The following is a 22,010-nucleotide window of genomic DNA, read 5'->3' on the forward strand; positions in this document are numbered from 1 at the left end:
CATTGTATCAGTCATACAAAAACAGAGCAACTCCGGCAGCCATGGCCAAAGTTGCTCCGTTTCAGAGGCGCATCTATATAAACGACGGAAGGAAAAGCTCTAGAAACTTCCCGAGCCGCCGGTCATACCGATGATTCTCGCAAATCCTAAACATTCTGTTCTCTTACTATAAGCATATTCCACTGCCGCTAAAAATGTTCCACCGCACGATTATTTTGCGGACGTTGCCGCGTCCGGAGTAACCGCCGGTGTTGCTGTAGACGAAGCCGCTGGTGAAGCGGAAGGCTGCGCAGAGGCTGCTGAATCTGGAACTGTGTATACCTTCGTAACCTCACCCTCTCCTTGCTCAGTCACATAAGTGAACTCCCGGCTGTCAGCCGACCATGAACCGGAAACCCATGTGCCTTCCAAAGGAAGAGAGGTCAGCGCCGTCCGTCCGTTATTCGAAGCGCCCCCCTGAATGGTGTAGATCACAAGCTGCTGACCGGCAAGCTCGGCGTCAAAACGGCCGTCCGGTGAAGCCCATGTCGATTGTGTCATCATCAGAGAAGGCAAAATGCCCATCGCACCGGCTTCCTCGTCTTTGGAAACACGCTCCTTAGCTCTGTCTGAATTATCGGCAGCAGCATTGTTTTGCATATTCGCCGCGGCATCCTGTGAGCTGTTATCTTCACTTGGAGCCTGGCTGCCTACAGCTCCCTTATACTGAGCTGCCGGAGGAGTAGCCGCACTTTCAGGTTTGGCAATGGATCTCCCTTTCCCCTTTACCGGTTCCTTGCTATTGGCGGGTGCAGTATCCGAAGAACCCTGGGTTGGAGCATTCGTAGGCGCAACAAGTGAAGTATTATTGTTGCCGTCTGTTGGAGCGCTGCTCTGCTCCGGGAGACTTGCCGCAGTGCTGTCCGCGTTGGCTTTGTCTGCGCTGCTGACTTGGCCGGTATCCATTGCGCCCCCTGCTGATGCTGCGGATTTCTCCATAGACCGGTTGCTTGAACTTACATCTGCCGCCTGATTCAGTGCCTGATCGACATCCGCCGCCGGCATGCTGTCCGGCATATTGAAGATAGCTATAAGCAGTATAACCGCAGCCGCTACAGCACCTATGCCTGTCCTTGCTGCTATGGAATTCCCCTTGAATTTTTTGCCATGGGTACTCTTGCGTGTGAAAGGAACGACCTTCGAATCTTCAACACTTGTCACACCCTGCTCCTGAACACCTTGGTCCAGCTTGTCAAGCTGCGGCAGGATCGAATCAACCAAACTGAAAGGGGGCTTTACATCCGGCAGCTGCTCCAGTTGCTGGGAGAGCAAGGTCAGCCGGTCAAAGACATCTGCGCACGATGGACAATCGTCGATATGACGGAACATTTCTATAATCTCGTCCTGGCTCAAGTCATGATCCAAATAGCGGTGCATCCATTCCATCACCTCCGCGCATTTCATCCCGATACACCACCTTTCTGATACTCCTGAAGTCTATTCTGCAGTTGCTGTCTTGCCCGGAACAGGTAGGATTTCACCGTATTCAAAGGAAGATTCAGTGAGTCTGCAATCTCGTTGTAAGAAAAATCCTGCAAATACCGCAGCACGATCACCGTCCGGTGATGCTCCGGGAGCTGATCTATCGCCTCCCGTATATCCTCCGCCATATACCCCGACATCACTTCCCGCTCCACATCCTGCTTATCCGGAAATACCATCTCATGCTCATCCATGGAAACTGTTGGTTTCGTTTTTCTGAACTTGTCAATGCAAATGTTGGTCACGATCCGTTGTACCCATGTTTTGAACTGAGCTTTCTCCTCATAGGAACCGATTTTGGTATACACCCGGATAAGCGCCTCCTGTGAAGCATCCAAAGCGTCCTGTTCATTATGCAAAATGTAGAAGGCCGTCTTATACACCTGTCCTTCAATTTCTCGCAATAGGGTGATTAGAGCGTCGCGATCGCCCGCTTGAGCGGCTCTGATGAGTCCCTGCTCCACCACGAAGGTTCCCCCTCTCTATGCAATCTTACTGACGCGCAAGACTGCGAATTTGTTGCAAGCCTGTAATCAATATTTTGGAACGCACTCCATAATCCTTACTAAGCATACAAGGGAAGCTCGAATCATTCAAATACTCTTTCACAGAAAATTATTACAAAAATGAAATAAATAAAGCCCCACGACGTGGGGCTGCAGCCTTAATACCTATAAATACATCATTTATACAGTATAGTTTTACAGAGCATAAAGATGGAGTAGTTGTCTTTGGTTTCATCATCCACAATATAAGCTTCACCGTTATCAAAAATATGCGGGTTGTTAAAGTTGCGCTCCAGCCTGTAAATCCGGCCCTCCGTCACCTTGCAGCCATGATGCCTGCTGGCAATTTCCACATATTGCGCATCCCATTCAGAAGCCGGGCTAAGATGATGATCATGAGCAGACATTCCAATCACTCCTGACAGGATAATAAAAGGCTTCTACTATTATATAGTATAGTATATTATATTTAACTTTATTCTATACTGAACGCTGAATGTCCGCTGCTATGAGACACTGATTCTCTGACACCGGAGCTGCTTATTCCTCCGCAAGCTCTGTAATCGCGTCCACAATCAAAAGGGCGAGAGGGTTCGCGTTACACGAACCATCTCGCCCTTTTGAATTCATTATGAGTACGATTTTGTATACTTGCTTTTACAACCCTTCAATAAGCGCCTTGATCGAGCTGTCGCTCTCCAGTGCGCGGATGATGATCGTCACAGCTTCAGCACGAGTGGCTTTGCCGTTTGGCGAGAACACTGAGGCGGACAGACCCTGCACCAGATTGGCAGACGAAGCTTGAGCAATCGCCTCCGCAGCCCAGTTGCCGCTGCTCACATCACTGAAGCCCGCTGGTGTGCCGGTGGCCAGCACCTTCAGATCAAGCACACGTGCAAGGATTGTCACCATCTCGGCGCGGGAGATCGGCGCATTTGGCTTGAAGCTGCCGTCTGCGTAACCGCTAATGATGCCCTTATCAGCCAGCGTACTGATATAACCGGCAGCCCAGCTTGAGCGCGCATCCTTGAAGCTGGACGATGCGGAGCTTTCGCCGAGACCGAACGCACGTGCAATCATTGCGGTAAATTCTGCCCGGGTAACGGAAGCGTTAGGCCGGAACGAACCGTTCTCATAACCGTCAATTATGCGTAGCTTCACAGCAGCTCCAACGTTTCTGTTAGCCCAATGACCCGAGATATCGCTGAGCGTCTTTTGCTCATTTTTCGTTGCAGCAATGGCTTCCTTAACTGTCTTGAGAACCGCTTCCTGACTAACAACACCTGATTTGAATGGAGTAGTCTGTGTAGCAGCAGGTGTAGGTGTGGCTACAGTGCCGGGACTAGGAGCAGCACTCGCTGTCGCGGAAGGCGCTGGTGTAGCGACAGGGGCGACAACTGGTCCAGTCGAAGGTCCCTGAATGGTTGTATCCGTTACAACAAGGGCAATCCGGTTGCTCTCATATACAACCTGAGCGTTATATTTGCTTGGCAGGCCATTTACCTGAACGGTTGCAAAGGTCCCGGTTTGCTGATTAGCGCCAAAGCTTACAAGCGTAGTTGCACCCGGAGCAGGCACATAACCATTGGTGAAATTCACACGTAGTGTTCCCGCTGTGCTCACAACGCCTTTAACGTCAAGCACGTCATTGGCAGTAGCCACATTAAGCTCCAGCGTGCCGCCTGCAGCTTGCGTGAACTTACCTCCAACGTTCCATTTCCCGTATACACTCTCCGTTACTGTGCCGCCACTGTTAACTACATTGCCGCTGCCGAAGGCGGAAGCTGTGTCACTTTCCAGTGTGCCTGCATTAACCTCAGTACCGCCGGAGTACGAATTGATCCCTTGCAGCTTCAGAGTACCGCTGCCTTCCTTCGTCAGCTTGCCCGTACCGGAGATGTTGTTGCGCCAGGTGTCCAGCGCGTTGAAGCCTCCCTTGCCGGCATCCATAACTACAGTGACATCACTGTTGAATGCACCGTAACCGTCTGCCGCAGCAAACAGATTGATACGCCCCCAGCCTTCCGGATCATCAAGCAGCGGATAACCGGATGCTATGCCCGTTGTAGCCAGCACAGCGCGGCGCTGGTCTGCACTCAGATAGGGCTGTCTTGTTTCGAGCAGCACTTCTGCTCCTTTTGGTACTGATACTGGTACTGTTGTGGAGCCGATCTGCTTGAAGCCGTAAGTCAGGCGCTGAGTATACTCTGCCTTGTTCTTCTCGTAGTCCGTGAAGCGGTCTTCCGCCGTGCCGGTCTGCTTCAGCAGAATGCTATGTGCCTGATTATAAGCCTCCTGCTTCAAGGTCTGATTGTCCGGGTCTGCCAGGGCAGACGCAGCCAGAGCCGTTGCGAGTACACGGCCTCCCATAACATCAAGCGGAGAGTGCATTCCGGCTATGATTCGGTTGTTGCCCATTTCCGAAGCACGGCTCACCAGCTCCTGGAATCGTTCAGGCACGGCATACGCCAAGGCAAGTGCAGCAAGATAAGAAGCATTGGTATGCCCGCTTGGAAAACCGCCGTCTGAAGACGGTTTGGTGCTGATGACCGGAACCAAGGTAGGAACGATTATAGATGTATCCTTCCAGCGGAAAGGACGCTTATATTGGTAGAAGTTTTTCGCTTGTGATGTTGAGGCATAATCACCGCGAATTTTTCCGATCAGGTCAACCATTTTGCCCAGCTCAGAATTGGAATCTCCAGCTTTGTTAGAGTCATTTCCATCTGAGTATTTGGTTTTCGTGGCGTCTTCCGGGATGCTTTTAATAGTAGTGAAGGTACCCGATTTTTCACGGTATACATCAGCAAGTGAACCCAACCCGTCAACAGCCCCGTAAGTCTGGTTGGTACGATCCGTATAGTATGCGGCATCCTCTTCGGCTTTGGTACGGGTTTTTGCGATATTGGCTACATAATCAATGTTGTAGTCCAGCACCTCGCTGTTAACCTTCGTACCGTTGTCCCAGGAGTCGCCCGGTGTCCAAAGATCCAGATACTTAGACATGGTTCCAATTGCCGGATTCGTATCAACGGTCATGTTAGCAGGGATATTCTTTTTATATTGATCTACAAAATATCCCCAAGCCGGCTCCTTCGGCAGTGCGATTGAAGGATCACTTGGCGCTGCAAGCGCAGCACCTGATGTAAAGGAACTCGATACGACTATCAGGCCCAGAGCAGTAGTGAACAACTTCTTCTTGTTTGATGCAGCTTTCGTTTTCAAATCGTGTCAACTCTCCCATCGTTTTTTAGTTGGCATAAATCGCTCTCAATGTAGCACCCGGCTCGTCTAACCGGCAATAAAACAATTTCCCCATTGTATAAATTTTGGAGCAATATCGCCTTTTCATAACATTTAACATCCGTTTAATATAAATCATGAACTTTTGTGAAGTTATTTAGTGTATAATCCTCCCGGGAGGAATGTCTCATGAAAAAATGGAGCTCCGCATGGGCTCGTCTGGCCCTTTCCTACGGTTCCATCGTAATCGTCATTGTGCTGCTCGTGTGCTCTTTTTTCTATATCTATTTCTCACGCAGTTACAATGAAGAATTGCAGAACAAGAATCAGCTGATTCTTGAAAATACAGTCCGAACTATTGAAGGAACCGTGCTGCAAAGAGTGCAGCAGATCTATCTGGACCTGTCGCTCGACAAATCTGCCGATATTCGTCTGTTCACTAAGCCGTCTGCCCAAAGTAGTCTTGACAGCGTCATTGATCTCCAGGAGCTGCTCAAGTCCAAGGTGGCTGGCAATGCAGACATGATCCAGTCGATTCATCTGTATTATCCCAAGCAGAATGTGATGTTATCTTCACTTTACGGCCTGCGGTATAACGCCGATCAAGGGGAAGGTGCGGCTTATTATACCGACTGGCTCGACAGCATGCTGACCAGCAAGCAGAATAGCCTGTGGACATCTACACGCAAAGTTCCAGTGGACATTTTCTCCAGCCTGGCAGAAAGCAACGTCAATGCCCTGTTTACATATGCCCACAGCTATCCTATCCAGTCCAGTGGCAAGACCGGGGATGTGATCATTGCGATTGATGTGAAGGAAAGTGCAATCAGTAGCATTATAGAAAATATGATGCCTTCGCAGTATACAAGTACGTTTATTGTTAACCCTTCGGGCAGTACTATTAGCAATGCCAATAAAAGCCTTCTGGGTCAAAAGGACGGATACGATGCCAGTATCACGAAGGCACTGGATTCCGGGGGTGCAAAGGGCAGCTTCGACGATAAGATTGGTGATACGTCCTTTGTTGTGTCCTATCAAACTCTGCCATCCACAGGCTGGACCATCTACAGCGCGATGCCAGCCAGCTTTTATTATGAGCAATCCATCATGATCCAAAAGCTGATTCTCGGCATCTGCCTCAGTGCCATCGTCATCGGGCTTGCACTATCTGCGGTGCTGGTCAGGGCCAACTACAGCCCGATCAAGCGCCTTGTTGACAAGATCAGGGACACGTCCGGCCCTGTACCAAACCATATCACGAATGAATATCGGCTGATTGACCGTGCCTTCATCCAATTAAGCAATAAGGTTAGCGACCTTGAAGAGACACTGCTGGCGAGCAGCCCGGCAATCAAGCATAAAGCTGTGCTCAAGCTGCTGCAAGGCGGCAATAACCGGGGGCAGTGGGCAGAGGAACTACCTGCTCTGGGCATTGGACAGCAATATAACGACTACTGCTGCTTGCTCCTGAATACCGGGGCAGCCCACACAGGACTTAGCTCGGAGAACCAGCCAGCCGTAATCTCCCGGCTGATTCACGGGCTGGAAGCTCTGTCCCTGCAGGACAGCCGCCTCATTGCCGAAGAGCTGCCTGACAAGAAGCTGGCGGTCATACTATGCACCAACATGGCATCTGAACCGCTGCTGGACAAGCTCGCCCAGCTTCTATTGTCTGAGGCACGGGAGCAATTACAGCCGGATATCCGCTTATCGTCAGGCTGCTGGGTCCAGAATCTCGCCGATATGCACAGAAGCTTCAATGAGGCGCAGGCATTAATGAAATACGCTTATTTCCTGCCTGAGCTTGACATACTGAAGGACCGAACCATCCTCCAGCGTGAGCACAACCTGGATGAAATTCCGCAGGCCATGCTTGCTAAATTCAGGGACAAGCTCCATGCCAAGCAGGCCGAAGAGGCGGTTGCAACTATCGAACAGCTTATTGACAAGATGCGCGAAGGACTGTACCCCGCCGATTATTGCCATTTTATGCTGGCGAATATGGTATTCATTTACTCAGATGTCGTGAAAAACGTCCGTTACAAGCATCCCCTTCAGTTCGGACATCCTGATCTGTACCATGAATACATTAATCTTCACAATATCCTGACTTACCGCGACTGGCTTGTGGAATCGGTTACAGCATTCATCGAACAGACAGAGAAACGCAACAGTGACCGCGCCGTGACCACGATTGAACTGGCAAAGCAGTATATTGAGGAGAATCTGGCCGAAGATCTGTCGCTGGAAGCGGTAGCGGCAAAAGTGTTCATCAGTCCCAAATATATGAGCAAGCTTTTTAAGGAGGAGCTCAGTGTCACCTACACCGAATATGTCACCTCCCGGCGGATGGAGCGGGCCAAGGAACTGATTGAGAACAACAACATGACCATCGAACGGATCGCGAGTTCGGTGGGCTATGGAACAACAGCCTATTTCATTAAGCGGTTCAAGGAAATGTACGGCTGTACGCCGGGGCATTATTTGCGCAATACCGCTTCGGCGGGCCTGCCGGAAGCCGGATCTTAAAGTGAGGAAGGTTACAGGATGAAAAAGAAGGGCTGGCTGCGCGTTACTGTGCTTCTCGCTGTGCTGATTTCAACAGTTATGACCAGCTTCCTCAGCGGGTGCAGTCTGCCCCTCAGGCAGCAGGCTGCAACGGAAAAACAACGGGCGACTCCGGCTTCCGCCACTCCGCTCTACCACATATCATGGACGATGCATCAAAATCTTCCGGTACCGGAAGATGCGGAAATGCTCAAGTACGTGGAAGATAAATTCGATGTTGATCTGGATGTATGGAATCTTGAAAATAATAAATACGAAGCGCTCCTCGATATGAAACTGGCTCAGGGAGCCATTCCCGATTTGTTTCGCATCCGTCAGCCGCAGGACCTGCTGAAATACCAGCAGCAAGGCGTGCTGGCCGAAATTCCTGTTGATACGCTTAACACGTATGCCCCAAACCTGATGCGGGCAATTCGGGAGAATGCACCCGCTTATGAGCATTCCGGGATGATCGGCGGTAAGTATTATGGCATCCCTGTCATTAATCCGACCAACATTTATCGCACTCCCGTTGTTTACCGACAGGATTGGCTGGACAAGTTGGGCTTGCCTATCCCTCAAACGCTGGCTGATTTCGAAAAGGTGATCTATGCCTTCACCAACGATGATCCTGACGGCAACGGCATCAAGGATACCTACGGGCTGTCCAGCGAAGGGATGAACGTGGTATTCGGCGCCTTCGGACAGATCATCTTTGCTGATCAGCTCTATTTCAGCACGAAGAATGGGAAGAAGGTCATCAGTGCACTGCAACCCGAAATGAGAGAAGCGCTGAAGTATTTGCGTAAATGGTACAAGGACGGCATCATTGATCCCGAATTCATTACCGGGGAAAATAAGGGCGGCTATAAGCACCTGTCACATGCTTTTATTAACGGGAGGATCGGTATGACTTCCATGGGCAATTACTATCACTGGATTCAGGATGGCGATTACCTGGACTGGAGGTCCGGTCAGAACGGTCACGCCGCAGAAACTCCGGTCCAATCCACCTTTAACATAAAAGAACTTAACGCCAAGAATCCGGACGCCCGGGTGGTGTTTGGCAGACCTTTTACCGGACCCTATGGGCAACGCGGCTCCAAGGCCTATGATATGTTAATGAGCTTCACAGCCATCGGCGCAGATGCCGTCAAGGAGCCCGGCAAGCTTGCGACCATCCTCCGCATTTTGGATTACGTTAGCGCAAACCCTGATCCGAACGAAGCAGCTACCCTGGCTTTTGGCGTGAAGGGCAAGCATTGGAACTGGACTGAGACCCAACCGCGGGACATTGTCATTCTACCGCCATATGATACTATGTTCGGTTATCAAAATGAGATTGGCGCGAATATCGGCATGACTGTGCCGCTGAAGCAGAGCGGCAGAAGGGAGCAATGGGCATCCACTCTTGGATTGGAACAGGACGGCATCTACAACGCGCTGGAGGTAGCAACCCCCTCTCTTGCCAAGTACGGTCCAGAGCTGATCAAGCTGAAGAACAAAGCCTACATCTCCTTTATTACCGGAGAGAAGCCCCTAAGTGAATTTGATAATTTCGTACGGGAATTTATGGACTCAGGCGGTGCGGAAGTGCTGAAGGAAGCGAATGAGTGATATGGATCATCAACAAAAAAAGCCGCAGGACTGATTTTCATCGTCCTGCGGCTTTTTGATGTTACCTAAGGAATGCTGTTAGTTAAGCGCCCTTAATTTCCTTAAATTTCGCCACATACTTGGCGGCCAGCTCGGTGATCTGGTCGTAGCGGCCTTCCTTGGCCGGTGCGGTCAGGTTGCCCCCGATGCCTACGGCGATACAGCCGTTCGCAATCCATTTCTCCATGTTGTTCAAATCCACACCGCCGGTAGGCATGATGTTGACATGTGGCATAGGTCCTTTGACGGCTTTGACATAATCCGGTCCGAAGGCGCTGCCCGGGAACAGCTTAAGCACGTCCACGCCCAGCTTCAGCGCTTCCTTCATCTCGTTCAGCGTCATGCAGCCCGGCATATACGGAATTCCGTAGAGATTGCACATTTTGGCGGTTTCTTCTTCAAAAGAAGGACTAACTACAAATTCCGATCCCGCCAGAATGGCGATTCTTGCAGTAAGGGGGTCAAGTACTGTACCGGCTCCGATAACCGCACGGCTTCCGTATTCTGCAACCAGCCGCTTGATCGCCACATCCGCATCCGGAGTTGTAAAGGTGACCTCAATGTTGTTAAGTCCGCCTTCAATGCAGGCAACGGACATTTTGAATGCATCGTCGGCATTGTCGGCACGAATTACTGCTACTACGCCAACGGAAGAGATATTCTGCAATACTTTTATCTTCTTCATCGTAAACTCCCTTTCTTGGTTCAATCCTTGGAATAAGAATATTTATTTAGATAAATAATTTTATCTAATTTACTAACCTCATACTGAAAACCTATAAGAAAATAGTAATAATAATGTTGCTTGCAGTCAATATATATTTGTGTGAACAGATCAACAAACTTCATCAGCACTCCAAAAACTCCTTGTTAGAAAAGGATTTATATAATGATCCCCAGATTAATGCAGAAATTTATTTTCGGCAGATGAGTGATGCATTATTGTACAAAACCGTTTTATGTGATAATTTCAAATTACAAATCATTTATACAGGGGTTTATAGAATTACCCTGAGGAGGATCTATTCATGAATAAACAACTGGAAGCAGTTACATTCGGGGAGCCGATGGCAATGTTTTATGCCAATGAGGTAGGCCCGCTGCACGAGGTTACTTCCTTTTCCAAAGCGCTGGCCGGTGCGGAGAGCAATGTGGCGACCGGGTTATCGCGTCTTGGACACAAGACCGGCTACGTAACGAAGCTTGGCGAAGACAACTTTGGCCAGTTCATAGTCGGTGCGCTGACCAAAGAGCAGATTGATACCGGCAGCATTTCGTTTACTAAAGAGTTCCCAACCGGGATGCTGATCAAATCCAAGGTGCTGACCGGCGACCCCAAGGTTGAATATTTCCGTAAAAATTCCGCGGCCTCCAAGCTGAGCCTGGCGGATTTCGACGAAGCTTATTTTGCTTCCGCCGGGCATCTGCATGTGACAAGCATCTCTTCGGCATTATCGAAAACCTGTCACGAATTTTCTGTACATGCGATGGAATTTATGAAGCAGCGCGGCAAAACCGTCTCCCTCGACCCGAATCTGCGTCCTACGCTATGGCCGGATAAGGAGACTATGGTGAACACGATCAACGATCTTGCTACCCGCTGCGACTGGTTCCTCCCTGGACTCAGCGAAGGCAGAACCCTTACCGGTCTTGATACACCGGAGGAAATTGCCGGCTTTTACCTGGACCGCGGGGTCTCTCTTGTCGTGATCAAGCTCGGACCTGAAGGCGCTTATTACAAAACAGCGGCTGGTGAAGAAGGGTACGTCGCTGGCTTCAAAGTAGAGACGGTAGTCGATACCGTCGGCGCAGGTGACGGCTTTGCAGTCGGCGTGATCAGCGCCTTGCTGGAAAAGCTGACTGTAGCCGAAGCCGTTAAGCGCGGCAACGCCATCGGCGCACTCGCCGTCATGTCGCCTGGCGACATGGATGGACTTCCGGTCCGCGACGGATTGGAAGCCTTCATGAAGGCGGGCGTTTAGGCGGCGGAACTATAGCAGAGCGCTCTGCCGTCAAGCTAGCGGCATTCACGTAAAAAGCCCTTCACAGTCTCAACTAGGCTGTGAAGGGCTTTTTGCTGCGGGCAGTTTGCTTTCTTCCCGCAAGGGCATTGTTGTTCAGCTGGCTATCTGCCAAACCGTTTTATTTCTTGGGAGCTGGCGCCTGTACGGATTGTCCCTGCTGCAGCGAAGGCGGAAAGCGGTACGTAATCGGCATGGACGCTCCCTGATCCTCGATCAAAGAGAGCATGATTTTGGCTGCCTGCATCCCCATCTCGTAGGCGGGCTGGCGGATCGTCGTAATAGCCGGATTATAGATCCGGGCAAATTCGGCATCGTCAATCCCGATTACAGACAGTTGGCCGGGAATGGTAATGGAGTGGCGGTTCGCATACTTAAGAATTTCCCCCAGCACAAGATCGTTCGCTGCGAGCAGCGCCGTCGGCGGCTGCGGCAGACTTAGCAGCACATCAAGCGCCGAGGCAATCGCCTCTCTTGGCACACTGCGCACATACTGGTCGTTCAGAGCCAGCCCCGCCTCCTCCATTGCTTTTCTGTAGCCGCTCATCCGTTCCTTGCGGGGAGTAATCGCATGCTCGCCAAGCGGCAGCGACAGGATGGCAATCGCCTCATGCCCCTGCCCTGTCAGCTCTTTAATCGCTGTCTTGACTGCCATTTCGTTGTCGAGCAGCAGACTCTGAGTGGTAATGCCTTCTACCAGCCGGTCCATGAATACAAGCGGATATTCTGCTTCAATCAGCCGGGTGTAGGGAGACGGATGATCCCCTGTCGGAAAAATGATCAGTCCATCCACCTGGCGGGCCACAAGCGCCTCCACGTGGGTGTTTTCTTTGTCCGCATTCTCATCGCTGTTGCAGATAATCACCTGTATGCCATGCCGCTGCAGCTCATTTTCAATCGCCCTGACGCATTGGATAGACAGTGAATAATCAATGTTAGCCACAATAATGCCAACCATGTGCGTCCGGTTCTGCTTCAGACTGCGGGCCAGGCCGTTCGGCTGGTAATTCAGCTCCTCAATGACCTCGGCAATGCGGTTTTTAGTCGCTTCGCTCATATACTTGAACCGTTTATTCAAAAATTGCGAGACCGTGCTTTTGGACACTCCCGCCTTTTGGGCGACATCTTCAATCGTCAGCTTCTTCATCATTTCCGCTCCACTCTGTACAGAAAAACACCGGCTTCCACGGCACGTTCAGCAAGAACAGGTCAACGCAGAAAAGCCATACTTTCTGATAATATCAAAAAGTATAGCTTTTTTTTAGTAAATTATCTAGTAATCAAAATCAAGGTTTATGTTGACACCATTATTTGTTCATTGTAGACGGGTCGAACTTTTCGCCGTATTCTTCATACCACCAATCGTAGAACCACTGCTGTCCAAGAAGAAAAGTAAGATCAACCTTGCGCTTCTCCCCTTTGACTTCGTAGATTGCTGTAACAGAACCTATTTGGATGTCTTCAAAGGTTTCTCCAGAATGCAACGCTGGCTTATCTTTTTTCTCTGTAGTGATGCTCCCTCTCAGCACTTGTATTTTCCCGGTAGCTATGTCATATAGCTTGTTATGCTGCACATAACCACCTTTTCCATCCTGCGTGTAATAAACGTACAACACTTCTTCCCTGTCCTGATCAATAGCCATGAAGGATTTGTACAAACCATAAGATGAATCAACCGCCGGGAGCTCTCTGGGAACAATCAATTCCCCCTCCTCAGCCTTTCTGATGTCTATAACGGAAATCTTGCCTGTGTTAGGCTTCTTCGTCGGTCCCAACGTATAAGCGCTGTGGATAAAGAGAAGATAATCTCCTGCACCATAGATGTCCCCTAGGTAAAAATAAGTCTGCGCCCCTCCTGCATACAGCGGGAATGTATATATTCTTTTGGCTGAAGCGGCCGATAACTCCGAATGCCCTTTAGGGGTCAAATAAAGTGTGTAGGGTTCTGTATTGTGCGTATAATCCGGCTTCATGTAATCAACCATTGGCGGCGGAGGTGACCATACGACGCCTGCCGATGTTTCAACAGCTTTAGCCATTCCCTTATTTCGATCCAGCGGCAAAGGCATGTAGTACTTCATACCGCCGATCTCAAATTCTGCTGACCCGATTGGCGGATTATACGTCTGTGGAGAAGCTGAAGGTTGAACCGCTGCGCCAGTGCTTGTGTGCCACAGCGAAGAGAGCTTCCCGGTGAAATCCCCTTTGCCCCACTCGTCCAGCGGCCATACCAGAACGCCGAACAGCAGGAGTGCAGCCAGACACGTGAACCCCAAGCTTTTGCCGGAACGGAATCGGCGCTTTGCCGTCCGGTGACTATCGGCGGCCGCTTCGATCCGGGCCATCAGCTCCGGAGTAAAACCATCCTCCACAAAAGGACTGCGGCCTGCTTTGGCATACCATTCCTTTTCACCAGCCATTACACTGTTCTCTTCGCTTTCATGTCCAGTTGTCATAAGTCCTCCTCCTTCATCGCCGTTCTTACCTTCTCTCTGGCCCGGGCCAGCCGGGACTTGACCGTCCCCTGAGCCACGCCAAGCAGAGCGGACATCTCCGCAATCGACAAGCTCTGCTGGATATCAAGCACCAGCACCTCCCGGTGCTTATCCGGCAACGCCATGATGATCTCCCAGATCCGGTTAGCATATTGGTTGCCAATCGCTTCTTTTTCCGCAGAAGGTGCCTGTCCGGGTCCTTGCCGGTCTCCAAGTGGAGTGAATCTGCGCCAGAAGCTGTTCCGTCTGAAGCTGAAGGCCGTATTGCGTGTAATCGTCAGCAGCCAGGTCTTCAGAGTGGAGTGGCCGCGGTATTTGCCGATGTTCTTATAAGCCTTCAGGAATACCTCTTGGCTGATGTCGTCCGCCTGCTCTCGGCTGCGCGTCAGAAAAAAAGCATAATTCCACACATCAGAGCCATACGTCTCCATCATTTCCCGCAATGTCATGGCCGGAACATACGCCACAGCATAGGGTAATTCTTCACTCTGCATCTCTCTCACCTCTCGCCCAATAAGACTCTTCAGAACGCAAATGGTTCCCTTGGAATCCAGAAATAAACAATTTAGAACGTAAATAAAGTGAAAAAATTATGTACGGCATAGCGTGACGCATGTTAGTTGCTTAATTCAAACAAAAAATCCTCCAAGCAGCGCTTTCTGCTTGGGGGATCTTGAAACTTGAATCCAATGCGTGCTATCCCAGTTTCGCTTCTAAGCGCCGGGCCAATTCATCATCGGGCAGCGGATTGCGATGCGTATTCTCCAGATAGATATGCTTTTCGGTTTCGGGCATTAAATACTCTTTGTACCAAAGGAACATGTCGGGACTGTCTCCCTGAATCCGCAGGAATTTGCGGACTGTATTAGCGTGATCAATGGTATTATCCAGGTTGGTCAGCCAATCGGCATGGTAAAAATGCTCCCAGCGTCCGCTCTCTGCGTTAAGAAGCGCCTGTTTGCCTTCACTGTAATTCCAGACTGCATGCGAAGCGTGAATGAAGGCCTGTGGATATTGCTCTTCACGATAGCACTCGTAGGCTCTGCAGATTGCCGCCAGGCCCCGGCAGCCGCTCCAGTGCAGCTCGATTTGCACTAGCAGCTGATGGTGCAGCCTGCTGCGTTCAGCTTCCAGCATCCGTTCCATAAGCAGCAGGCACTGCCGTCTCATCTGCTCCCAGCCGGGAGCGGCCGCTTCCGCTTTCTCTCTGAACCAGTGGACCTGCTCCAGGAAGGTTCCGCTGCCTGCGGCCCACTTCAGCCGCTCATCTGCGGCTTCGAGTCCCTTCAGCCAATGGCCCATGATCTGCCGGGCGGGATGATGATAGAATTCATCCCCGGCGCGGTCATCCGCGTGTGGTCCATAGGCGATTGTACACTCAGCATAACTTGTGTATAGGCCCGCAATCTCTTGCCGATTGGTGGTATACAACCGCTCTACGAAGGATTGAAGCTGCCCTTCAGAGTCGGCGGTTCCCTGTGTCCACAGTTGTGCCGCAAGATCCAAAGTATACAGATGCGGCAAAATGTTGCCGGAGTTGACCAGCAAATATTCGTCCGCCCCGGCAGTAAAAGCATCCTCCAGCTCATCTACAATCAGTCCCGCTGGAGCGGGGAACAACGTCAAATGGTTCGATGCCTGCAAATCATGGAAGGTTACGTGATAATAGACTCCGTTCTTCCCTTCATCGCCCGCAGCGGGCAGCGCAGGCACACGCAGATTCAGATTGCCGTGGCGCCGCGAGACCATTTTGCCATAACCGTTGTCGGCCCAAATCTTGATTACACCCGGGGGAACCTCGATGTGCCCCTGCTTGTACAGCTCGGCAATCTCACCATACATCGCCATGCAGCAGACCGGCTGCTTAACAGCTTCGCTTATCATGTCATACTGCTTGCGGACGACACTTGAGATCAAGCGCCCGCGCTTCGCCGGAGTATCAAATCCCGGATCATTCTCCCAAAATGGCTTGTCGCCCTGGCCCCGGAAGGAGAGCACCCACAACACCTTCTCGTCCTTCTGGCGCTGGATGGCTTCCCGCCAGAGCTGCTCGAACAGCTCGGGATATTCCTTGTAGCTGGCTTGCTTGCCCGGAAAAGCCCGGAGGAACATCTCCGCACCAAGCGGTTCGGCATGATGGTGGGTTATCCATAACCCCATGTCCACGGCAAGCCGGTGATGGATGCCGGTCCGCGGCAGATCCGTACCTGGAATGACCATATTGCCACCGCAGCGCAGCAGCGCTTCAAAAACCGGCTGCCACACCTCCTCACCTGGAGGATACTGCTCCTTCCAGCCGATCAGGCAAACCTCGTCATTGACGAACCAGCCCCGGTAGCGAACCTTCGGCTGGATACTGTCATAATTCTCAGCAGGCAAAACGATGAATTCCTGCTTGGCTGGGAGAAGCTCCGACCAGAACCAGAAGGGGTCTACGCCGAGTACATATCGGCTGTAATGAAGCAATCCGTAGATCACCCCAAGTTCATCGCGGCCGACAATATTCAATACCGGAGCAGCCTCACTGACGGAAAAGCGAAAGCTGAAGCCCTCCGGCCACTCCGGGCAGTCATCTTCCTGCTGTGCGTAACGCACCACGATGGAGGCTGCCGTTCCTTGCACCGGTGCCTGGCCGAACACCGCTTCATGGTCTCTTGCAATCATGCTCCAGGCATGTTCGAGCGGCCGTGTCCAGGCAGTCTGAATATCGTATAGGCTTGAGGCTGAGATTGTCAGTTCTCTGGCTATATTCATCGTCTCTCCATCTCCCTATTACTCCTATAATATTTTTTTACATCTCATTGTAAATATTGTACAGCAGAACCGCCGCTTCTGCGCGGCTGGCTGTACCTCCGGGGTGAATCATCCCATTGTAGCCCTGCAGCCATCCGCTCTGCAGCATCCGGTTCACTGCTTCCACCGCGTAATCTGCCACAGACGCAAGGTCACGAATCTCTGCTCCGGCTGCTCCCGCAGATAAATTGCTGCTGGCGGCAGGGAGGGAAGCACCTGAGAGAGTAATGGCCCTCTCGGTCATAACAATCATCTCCTGCCGGGTAATGGATGCATTAGGGTCAAAGCTTCCGTCTGGGTTGCCATTCGTAATCCCCAGTGCCTTGGCTGTATTTACAGAATCATAGTAATAGCTACCTGGCAGCACATCTGTAAATGTGGAAGCCGCCGCCTGGCCGGCCAATCCAAGGGCACGGACCAGCATGAGGGTATAATCGGCTCTGCTGATTTGCGCAGTAGGAGCAAAAGACGCTGCAGAGACGCCATTTAAAATCCCTTTTGCAGCAAGTACCGTCACTGGCTTGCTCGCCCAGTGTGCAGCCCCTACATCCGTGAACGATTTGCGGTTCATCACGACAGCATAGGTGCTGAAATGCTGCGCGGTAAAGGTAACCGCCCCCGATCCCGAGGTATGTTTACTATATTTAGCGCTTGTTACCGGATAACTCAAGCCGTTTTCATCAATATACCATACCGTCAGATACTCGGAATTGAGAAGTTCAGCCGCAGTGAGCGTATAAGGAATGCTGACCTGAACCGGCACGGAGCTATTCTGCCAATGAATAACTTTTCCATCAATGCTAAGACCAAGGTCAACCGCCGGTCTTCCCCCGCTTGCCGAAGTGATCTCCGAAGATCGGGCAGTGACATCCCCTGCAGAAATCCTCAGCACCGCAGTTCCCCCTTGAACCGCCTGACCTTCGGTCAGCATGCCGCCGGGAAGCACAACCGCCCCGCCCGGCGTTTGGATCTCCAGGGTTTTCCCTTTTGCCGCGGCATTTAAGGCTGCTGCGGGAAGCGATACTTCATAAGCAGCAGCACCTGCAACCTGATTCACCGCAATGATTACCCGTTTGCTGTCATCGCCTTGTGCCGCCGCCAAAGCAAGCGCCTGATTCAGCGCTTCCTGTGTAACAACAACCTGCACCGCTGCCGATCCGGCAGCGGACTGCGGGTTCGCTGTCAGCTTGCCGCTGCTGACAGTCACAGACGGCACATCAGTCACAGCGCTGCTTCCAGAACTACCAGTTCCAGGATCAGTGCCAGTTCCAGGATCAGTGCCAGTTCCAGGATCAGTACCAGTTCCAGGATCAGTGCCGGTTCCAGGATCAGTGCCAGTTCCCGGGTCAGTTCCAGTTCCCGGATCAGTGCCACCACTCTCACCCGTGGTATCTTTAATCTGGATGTCCACAGTGGCGTCCTTTCCCTGATTGAAATCAAAGACCAGGGAGGATACGCCCAGCGGCTGCTGAAGCAGATAAGAAACACCGATGCTGTACACATTACCTGTTACGGTGTAGTCCGCTTCACTAAGCTGCGCTTCACCGTTCCGAATAGCTGTAAGGCTGTTGCCGTTCCATTGCACTTCAAGCGCAACAGCCTGGCTGTTCGCCGGATTTTTATCAAAAACAGCGCTTAACGGACTTACCGAGGAATCGGTAATTTCGGGGTCCCCGGGATCATAGGTTCCTTCCCAATAGACTGTAATTGAATAAGTCCTGTAATCTGTCCCGTCCGCCGAGGCCGTTGCCACAGTGATTTCACTAATGCTTTCTCTGAGGGGTATCTCCACAGAGGTTTCGGCGTTGTCCAGAACAGTGCCGTTCACGCGAATCTCAGTGCCCGGTGCTCCGGCAACCGGCGTCACCTTCAATCCGTAGACGTTGTCCTGCACAGTCACCGTATAACTATCTCTATCATAAGAAAATGCCGGTGACAGCAGCAGCTCCTCACCGCCACTGCCCGTAACCTGCAGGTTTTGCAGGGTAGAATCGAGTGCAGCAGGCGTACGGTTAATCGTTACATTTACCGTATTGGTTGTACTGCCATCCTCAGCAGTAACCACTACGGGAATCGTATTGGCTCCTTCAGCCAGCATAATCTCTTCCCCAGGCTGTCCGCTTACGGCCGGTTTTCCGTTCACCGTCAGAGAAGATACATTCGGACTGCTTGCCGTCGCTGTCAGCCGCAGGGAGTCCACAAAGTAAGGAACCTCCAGACTGTAGCCTTCGCCCTGCTTGACGAGCGGACCAACATCAGCCGTCAAATCTGCTAGTCCAGCATCATTGCGCTCATAAGGAATGCCTTGATAGAACCGCACATTGTCGATGTAAGCCGTGCCATAGTTGGTGCTGTTGGCATAATAGTCAATACGGCCGATGTCGGCAATTTTATTGCGAAAAGCTGCTTGATTCAGGACCATAACATCATTGATATAGAGGTCATATTTACCGGAGCCGGTATTCATCACGAGCCGCAGATTGTACCATTTTCCGGCCTCGTAAGGCATTAGATTTGTGGAGGTTCCCCCTTTGTAAGCAACGATCTGCCCTTTGGAAAAAGCCAGAGCTACTCCAACGTTCACACTTGCCGTTCCTGCGCTGCTGTAGACATAAGGCAAGCTGATCCAATTCGTGGCACCTGCATTGTCCAGCTTCATAACATCGGCTGACAGGGTGACTACGCCTTTCAGTGTTCCGGCAGCAAAGGTCTGCGACATTGAAGTGTTGCCGCTGTTGCTGCTGCGGGTGAGCTTAATGCTTTTGTCGGCAGTGCTCGGCACCTCGGCAGCGCCAACGCTTCCTCCGTTCGCCGTTACCGTCCAAGGCGCGGAGGGCTGTGCTCCCGTTGCCAGCTCATTGTAATCGGAGGCAGTAAGCAAGGTGGATTGTTTGCTGACTACATAAAGATCAGGCACGGAAGTAGCAAGCGCCGGTTCCACCTTAATTCCAGATACCAGCGCCGCTCTATAACCTTCCTTGACTGCGGTTAAGGTATAATTCTCCCCCAGTTCGACAGCAGGGAAGCTGTAGCTTCCGTTAAGATCACTCACAGCCGTCTGGCTTGCGTTTCCCTCCATACTCAGCGTTACAGTGACCCCTGCTGCCGCGGCCAATTCACCGTCCAGCACTTTTCCAGTCACCGAACCGGTTGCCGCATTGGAAACAAGCTGGAAATCGCGGGTAATGACGTTGCCTGCCGCAACTGTGAAGACACCGGTTTCACTTTCAGAGTAGCCGTTCTTCACCGCCTTCAGATTGATTGCACTGCCTACAGCTGCGCCGGGTATTGCATAATAGCCAGAGCTGTCTGTAACAGCTTGCAGGGCGCTGCCGGAAGAATCGCTTACCGTTACGCCGCTCATGCCGTTTCCTGCGCTGTTCGTTACGCGGCCTGCCAATGTTGCAGTGGCCTGAGAAGCATCATAATACTCGAACGCTCCCAGATCGGCGTTGCCGTTATAGAGGGGCTGTCCGGCGAAATCTTTTACCGCTTCGGATGCAGGTTGCAGAAGGTTGAGTCCCCGGTTAACAAGCATCGACTCAGGCTTTAATTGATAACCGCTCAGACTGTCCAGCGAAGGTCCACTTACTTCAGAGCCGGAAATTCCTGTCCCGGGGTTCATCAGCTGCGGGTTGCCGGTCAGTGCGTGGGTGTCGCCTGCCGGGGCAGTAAGTGTGCCGCTCGATGCATAGTAGCTGTTGTTGTCATACGTAATGGTTGGGCTCACCGTTAATTCCTGAACCGCCCGTGTTGTATACAGAATATTATTGCGGATATTGTAGGTGCCGTTCAGCGAAGATCCGTAACCATAAATCATATATCCGCTGGCGTCATTATAAATGGTATTGTTGTACACCTCAGCAACCGCGTTCCTGTCCGAATGCAAATACACAGGGTAACGTGTGTTGCTCTCGAGCACATTGTAACGGATCACTGTATTGCCGAAGACGAATTGGCAGATTAGAATGCCGTCCCCATTGTCATGCACATAATTGTACTGAATCAGAATTTTGGTAGTTCCCTTATCGGGGTCGATGCCGTTGGAATCGGCTCCGCCCGCTTTTTTCGAGGTATCAAATACCTCGTTATACTGGATGACCACATCATCGGCATAATAGGTTTCAATCCCCGAGGTGCCCGCGCCTTCAACGACGTTGTGTTCAACCAGCGCTCCTCTTACACCGGTCAAGTACATCGCGTTGCAGCCAAAATCCGTAGCCTTCTGCGTAATATAGTTACCCCGGATGATGATGTTCGTATGCGGAGTAAATTTAGTGTCGGTCTCGCTGTCGCGTGTGCCCCAGCCGGTGCTGACAATTCCGGCACCGCTGGTGTTGTCACCCGCATACTGCTTAAATATAATTCCGCCGAATGAGGTATTCTTGACCGTAGAATTTTCAATAATGACGTCGTTAAAAACGGTTGCCCGCTGCGGGTTCTGCGGATCGGCCACCGTGGTATCAAATACAATACCCCCGGTCTTCTTGGAGCCGTCCCAGCCGGTCTTGAAGCGTATTCCCGGCTCCGGTGTAGCCGGTACAGTTCCGCTGATCCAGGCAATTTCCCCGGAGACATCATGTACGTCTACGCCGCTAATACGGAAATACTCCAGGGTTCCAGCATCTGCACCCGTCACATGAATTCCGCGGAAATCACCGAGCGATTCTGCGAAGGTGCCCGTTACCGGAGCCGTATTGGAAACATCCAGATTGCGGATCTCCCAGTACTGCTGATTGCTCAGGGTGACCGCATCGTTATATTGCCCGCCCGTCTTAATCTTTGGCTTATCTCCGCTGCCGTAACGGTCGATAATAATCGGACTTCCCGCTGTACCGGAGCCTTGCGGAGCAAGAGTCTGGTTTATCCAGACCCCGCCTGATTTCAGCAGAATCCGGTCGCCCGGCTGAAAGACCGTGCCATTTACTTTGTTGAGCGTTTTCCAGGGGCTGCTCTCGACTATTCCCGTATTGCTGTCACTCCCGGTTATACTGTCGATGTAATAGGCGGTACCTGAAGCCGGACTAGCTTCTGTTTGATCCGCACCCGGATACATTCCGAACAGCATTACCGCGATCATCAGCACGGACAGCCATGTTTTCCCTTTGCCAAGCCTTCTTGCCTTCATAATGCCTAACCTCCTCTATTCTTTGCTTCCTCCAGGAAAGCGTTATCATGAATACTGTGCCAATTATAAAGGATACTGCCGCCCCTCCATGAGAGAGAAA

The 22,010-nt window shown here is 51.5% G+C and carries 13 protein-coding genes; 3 read left to right on the top strand and 10 right to left on the bottom strand.

The window, feature by feature from the left end; all coding sequences use genetic code 11:
• Window positions 1-210: 210 nt before the first annotated feature.
• From ACX1DY_RS08565 to ACX1DY_RS08580, 4 genes are all read right to left on the bottom strand, one after another.
• A complete protein-coding gene (locus ACX1DY_RS08565; protein WP_458963758.1) occupies window positions 211-1,443 on the bottom strand; it encodes an anti-sigma factor family protein in 1,233 nt (410 codons plus the stop codon).
• Window positions 1,440-1,988, bottom strand: coding sequence for an RNA polymerase sigma factor (locus ACX1DY_RS08570; RefSeq protein WP_458963759.1), 549 nt, complete (start codon window positions 1,986-1,988; stop codon window positions 1,440-1,442). The genes ACX1DY_RS08565 and ACX1DY_RS08570 overlap by 4 nt, the downstream gene beginning before the upstream one ends.
• A gap of 215 nt (window positions 1,989-2,203) precedes the next feature.
• Window positions 2,204-2,434 carry a hypothetical protein gene (locus ACX1DY_RS08575; RefSeq protein WP_458963760.1) on the bottom strand — a complete coding sequence of 77 codons (231 nt, stop codon included), beginning with the start codon at window positions 2,432-2,434 and terminating at the stop codon, window positions 2,204-2,206.
• 250 nt (window positions 2,435-2,684) lie between these two features.
• The gene (locus ACX1DY_RS08580; RefSeq protein ID WP_458963761.1) at window positions 2,685-5,252 is read right to left on the bottom strand and encodes an S-layer homology domain-containing protein; all 2,568 of its coding nucleotides are present in this window, start codon (window positions 5,250-5,252) and stop codon (window positions 2,685-2,687) included.
• Window positions 5,253-5,459: 207 nt separating this feature from the next.
• Here ACX1DY_RS08580 and ACX1DY_RS08585 point away from each other — a divergent pair, with 207 nt between their 5' ends.
• Window positions 5,460-7,799 (top strand): helix-turn-helix domain-containing protein, encoded by a 2,340-nt coding sequence (locus ACX1DY_RS08585; RefSeq protein ID WP_458963762.1) that lies wholly within the window; start codon window positions 5,460-5,462, stop codon window positions 7,797-7,799.
• Window positions 7,800-7,817: 18 nt separating this feature from the next.
• Window positions 7,818-9,434: a type 2 periplasmic-binding domain-containing protein gene (locus tag ACX1DY_RS08590; RefSeq protein ID WP_458963763.1), complete on the top strand. Its 1,617-nt coding sequence runs from the start codon at window positions 7,818-7,820 to the stop codon at window positions 9,432-9,434.
• Window positions 9,435-9,516: 82 nt separating this feature from the next.
• Here ACX1DY_RS08590 and ACX1DY_RS08595 read toward each other — a convergent pair whose 3' ends face one another.
• The gene (locus ACX1DY_RS08595) at window positions 9,517-10,158 is read right to left on the bottom strand and encodes a bifunctional 2-keto-4-hydroxyglutarate aldolase/2-keto-3-deoxy-6-phosphogluconate aldolase (protein ID WP_458963764.1); all 642 of its coding nucleotides are present in this window, start codon (window positions 10,156-10,158) and stop codon (window positions 9,517-9,519) included.
• A gap of 343 nt (window positions 10,159-10,501) precedes the next feature.
• On the opposite strand from ACX1DY_RS08595, the gene ACX1DY_RS08600 reads away from it, so the two are divergent.
• Window positions 10,502-11,455 carry a sugar kinase gene (locus tag ACX1DY_RS08600; protein WP_458963765.1) on the top strand — a complete coding sequence of 318 codons (954 nt, stop codon included), beginning with the start codon at window positions 10,502-10,504 and terminating at the stop codon, window positions 11,453-11,455.
• A gap of 160 nt (window positions 11,456-11,615) precedes the next feature.
• Here ACX1DY_RS08600 and ACX1DY_RS08605 read toward each other — a convergent pair whose 3' ends face one another.
• From ACX1DY_RS08605 to ACX1DY_RS08625, 5 genes are all read right to left on the bottom strand, one after another.
• Window positions 11,616-12,641 (bottom strand): LacI family DNA-binding transcriptional regulator, encoded by a 1,026-nt coding sequence (locus ACX1DY_RS08605; RefSeq protein WP_458963926.1) that lies wholly within the window; start codon window positions 12,639-12,641, stop codon window positions 11,616-11,618.
• A 160-nt stretch (window positions 12,642-12,801) separates the two neighbouring features.
• The gene (locus tag ACX1DY_RS08610; protein ID WP_458963766.1) at window positions 12,802-13,950 is read right to left on the bottom strand and encodes a hypothetical protein; all 1,149 of its coding nucleotides are present in this window, start codon (window positions 13,948-13,950) and stop codon (window positions 12,802-12,804) included.
• Window positions 13,947-14,483: an RNA polymerase sigma factor gene (locus ACX1DY_RS08615; RefSeq protein ID WP_458963767.1), complete on the bottom strand. Its 537-nt coding sequence runs from the start codon at window positions 14,481-14,483 to the stop codon at window positions 13,947-13,949. The genes ACX1DY_RS08610 and ACX1DY_RS08615 overlap by 4 nt, the downstream gene beginning before the upstream one ends.
• 202 nt (window positions 14,484-14,685) lie before the next feature.
• Window positions 14,686-16,743, bottom strand: coding sequence for a glycosyl hydrolase 115 family protein (locus tag ACX1DY_RS08620; protein ID WP_458963768.1), 2,058 nt, complete (start codon window positions 16,741-16,743; stop codon window positions 14,686-14,688).
• A gap of 37 nt (window positions 16,744-16,780) precedes the next feature.
• Window positions 16,781-21,910: an S-layer homology domain-containing protein gene (locus ACX1DY_RS08625; protein ID WP_458963769.1), complete on the bottom strand. Its 5,130-nt coding sequence runs from the start codon at window positions 21,908-21,910 to the stop codon at window positions 16,781-16,783.
• Window positions 21,911-22,010: the final 100 nt, after the last annotated feature.

Source organism: Paenibacillus sp. BAC0078 (genome assembly GCF_054483875.1).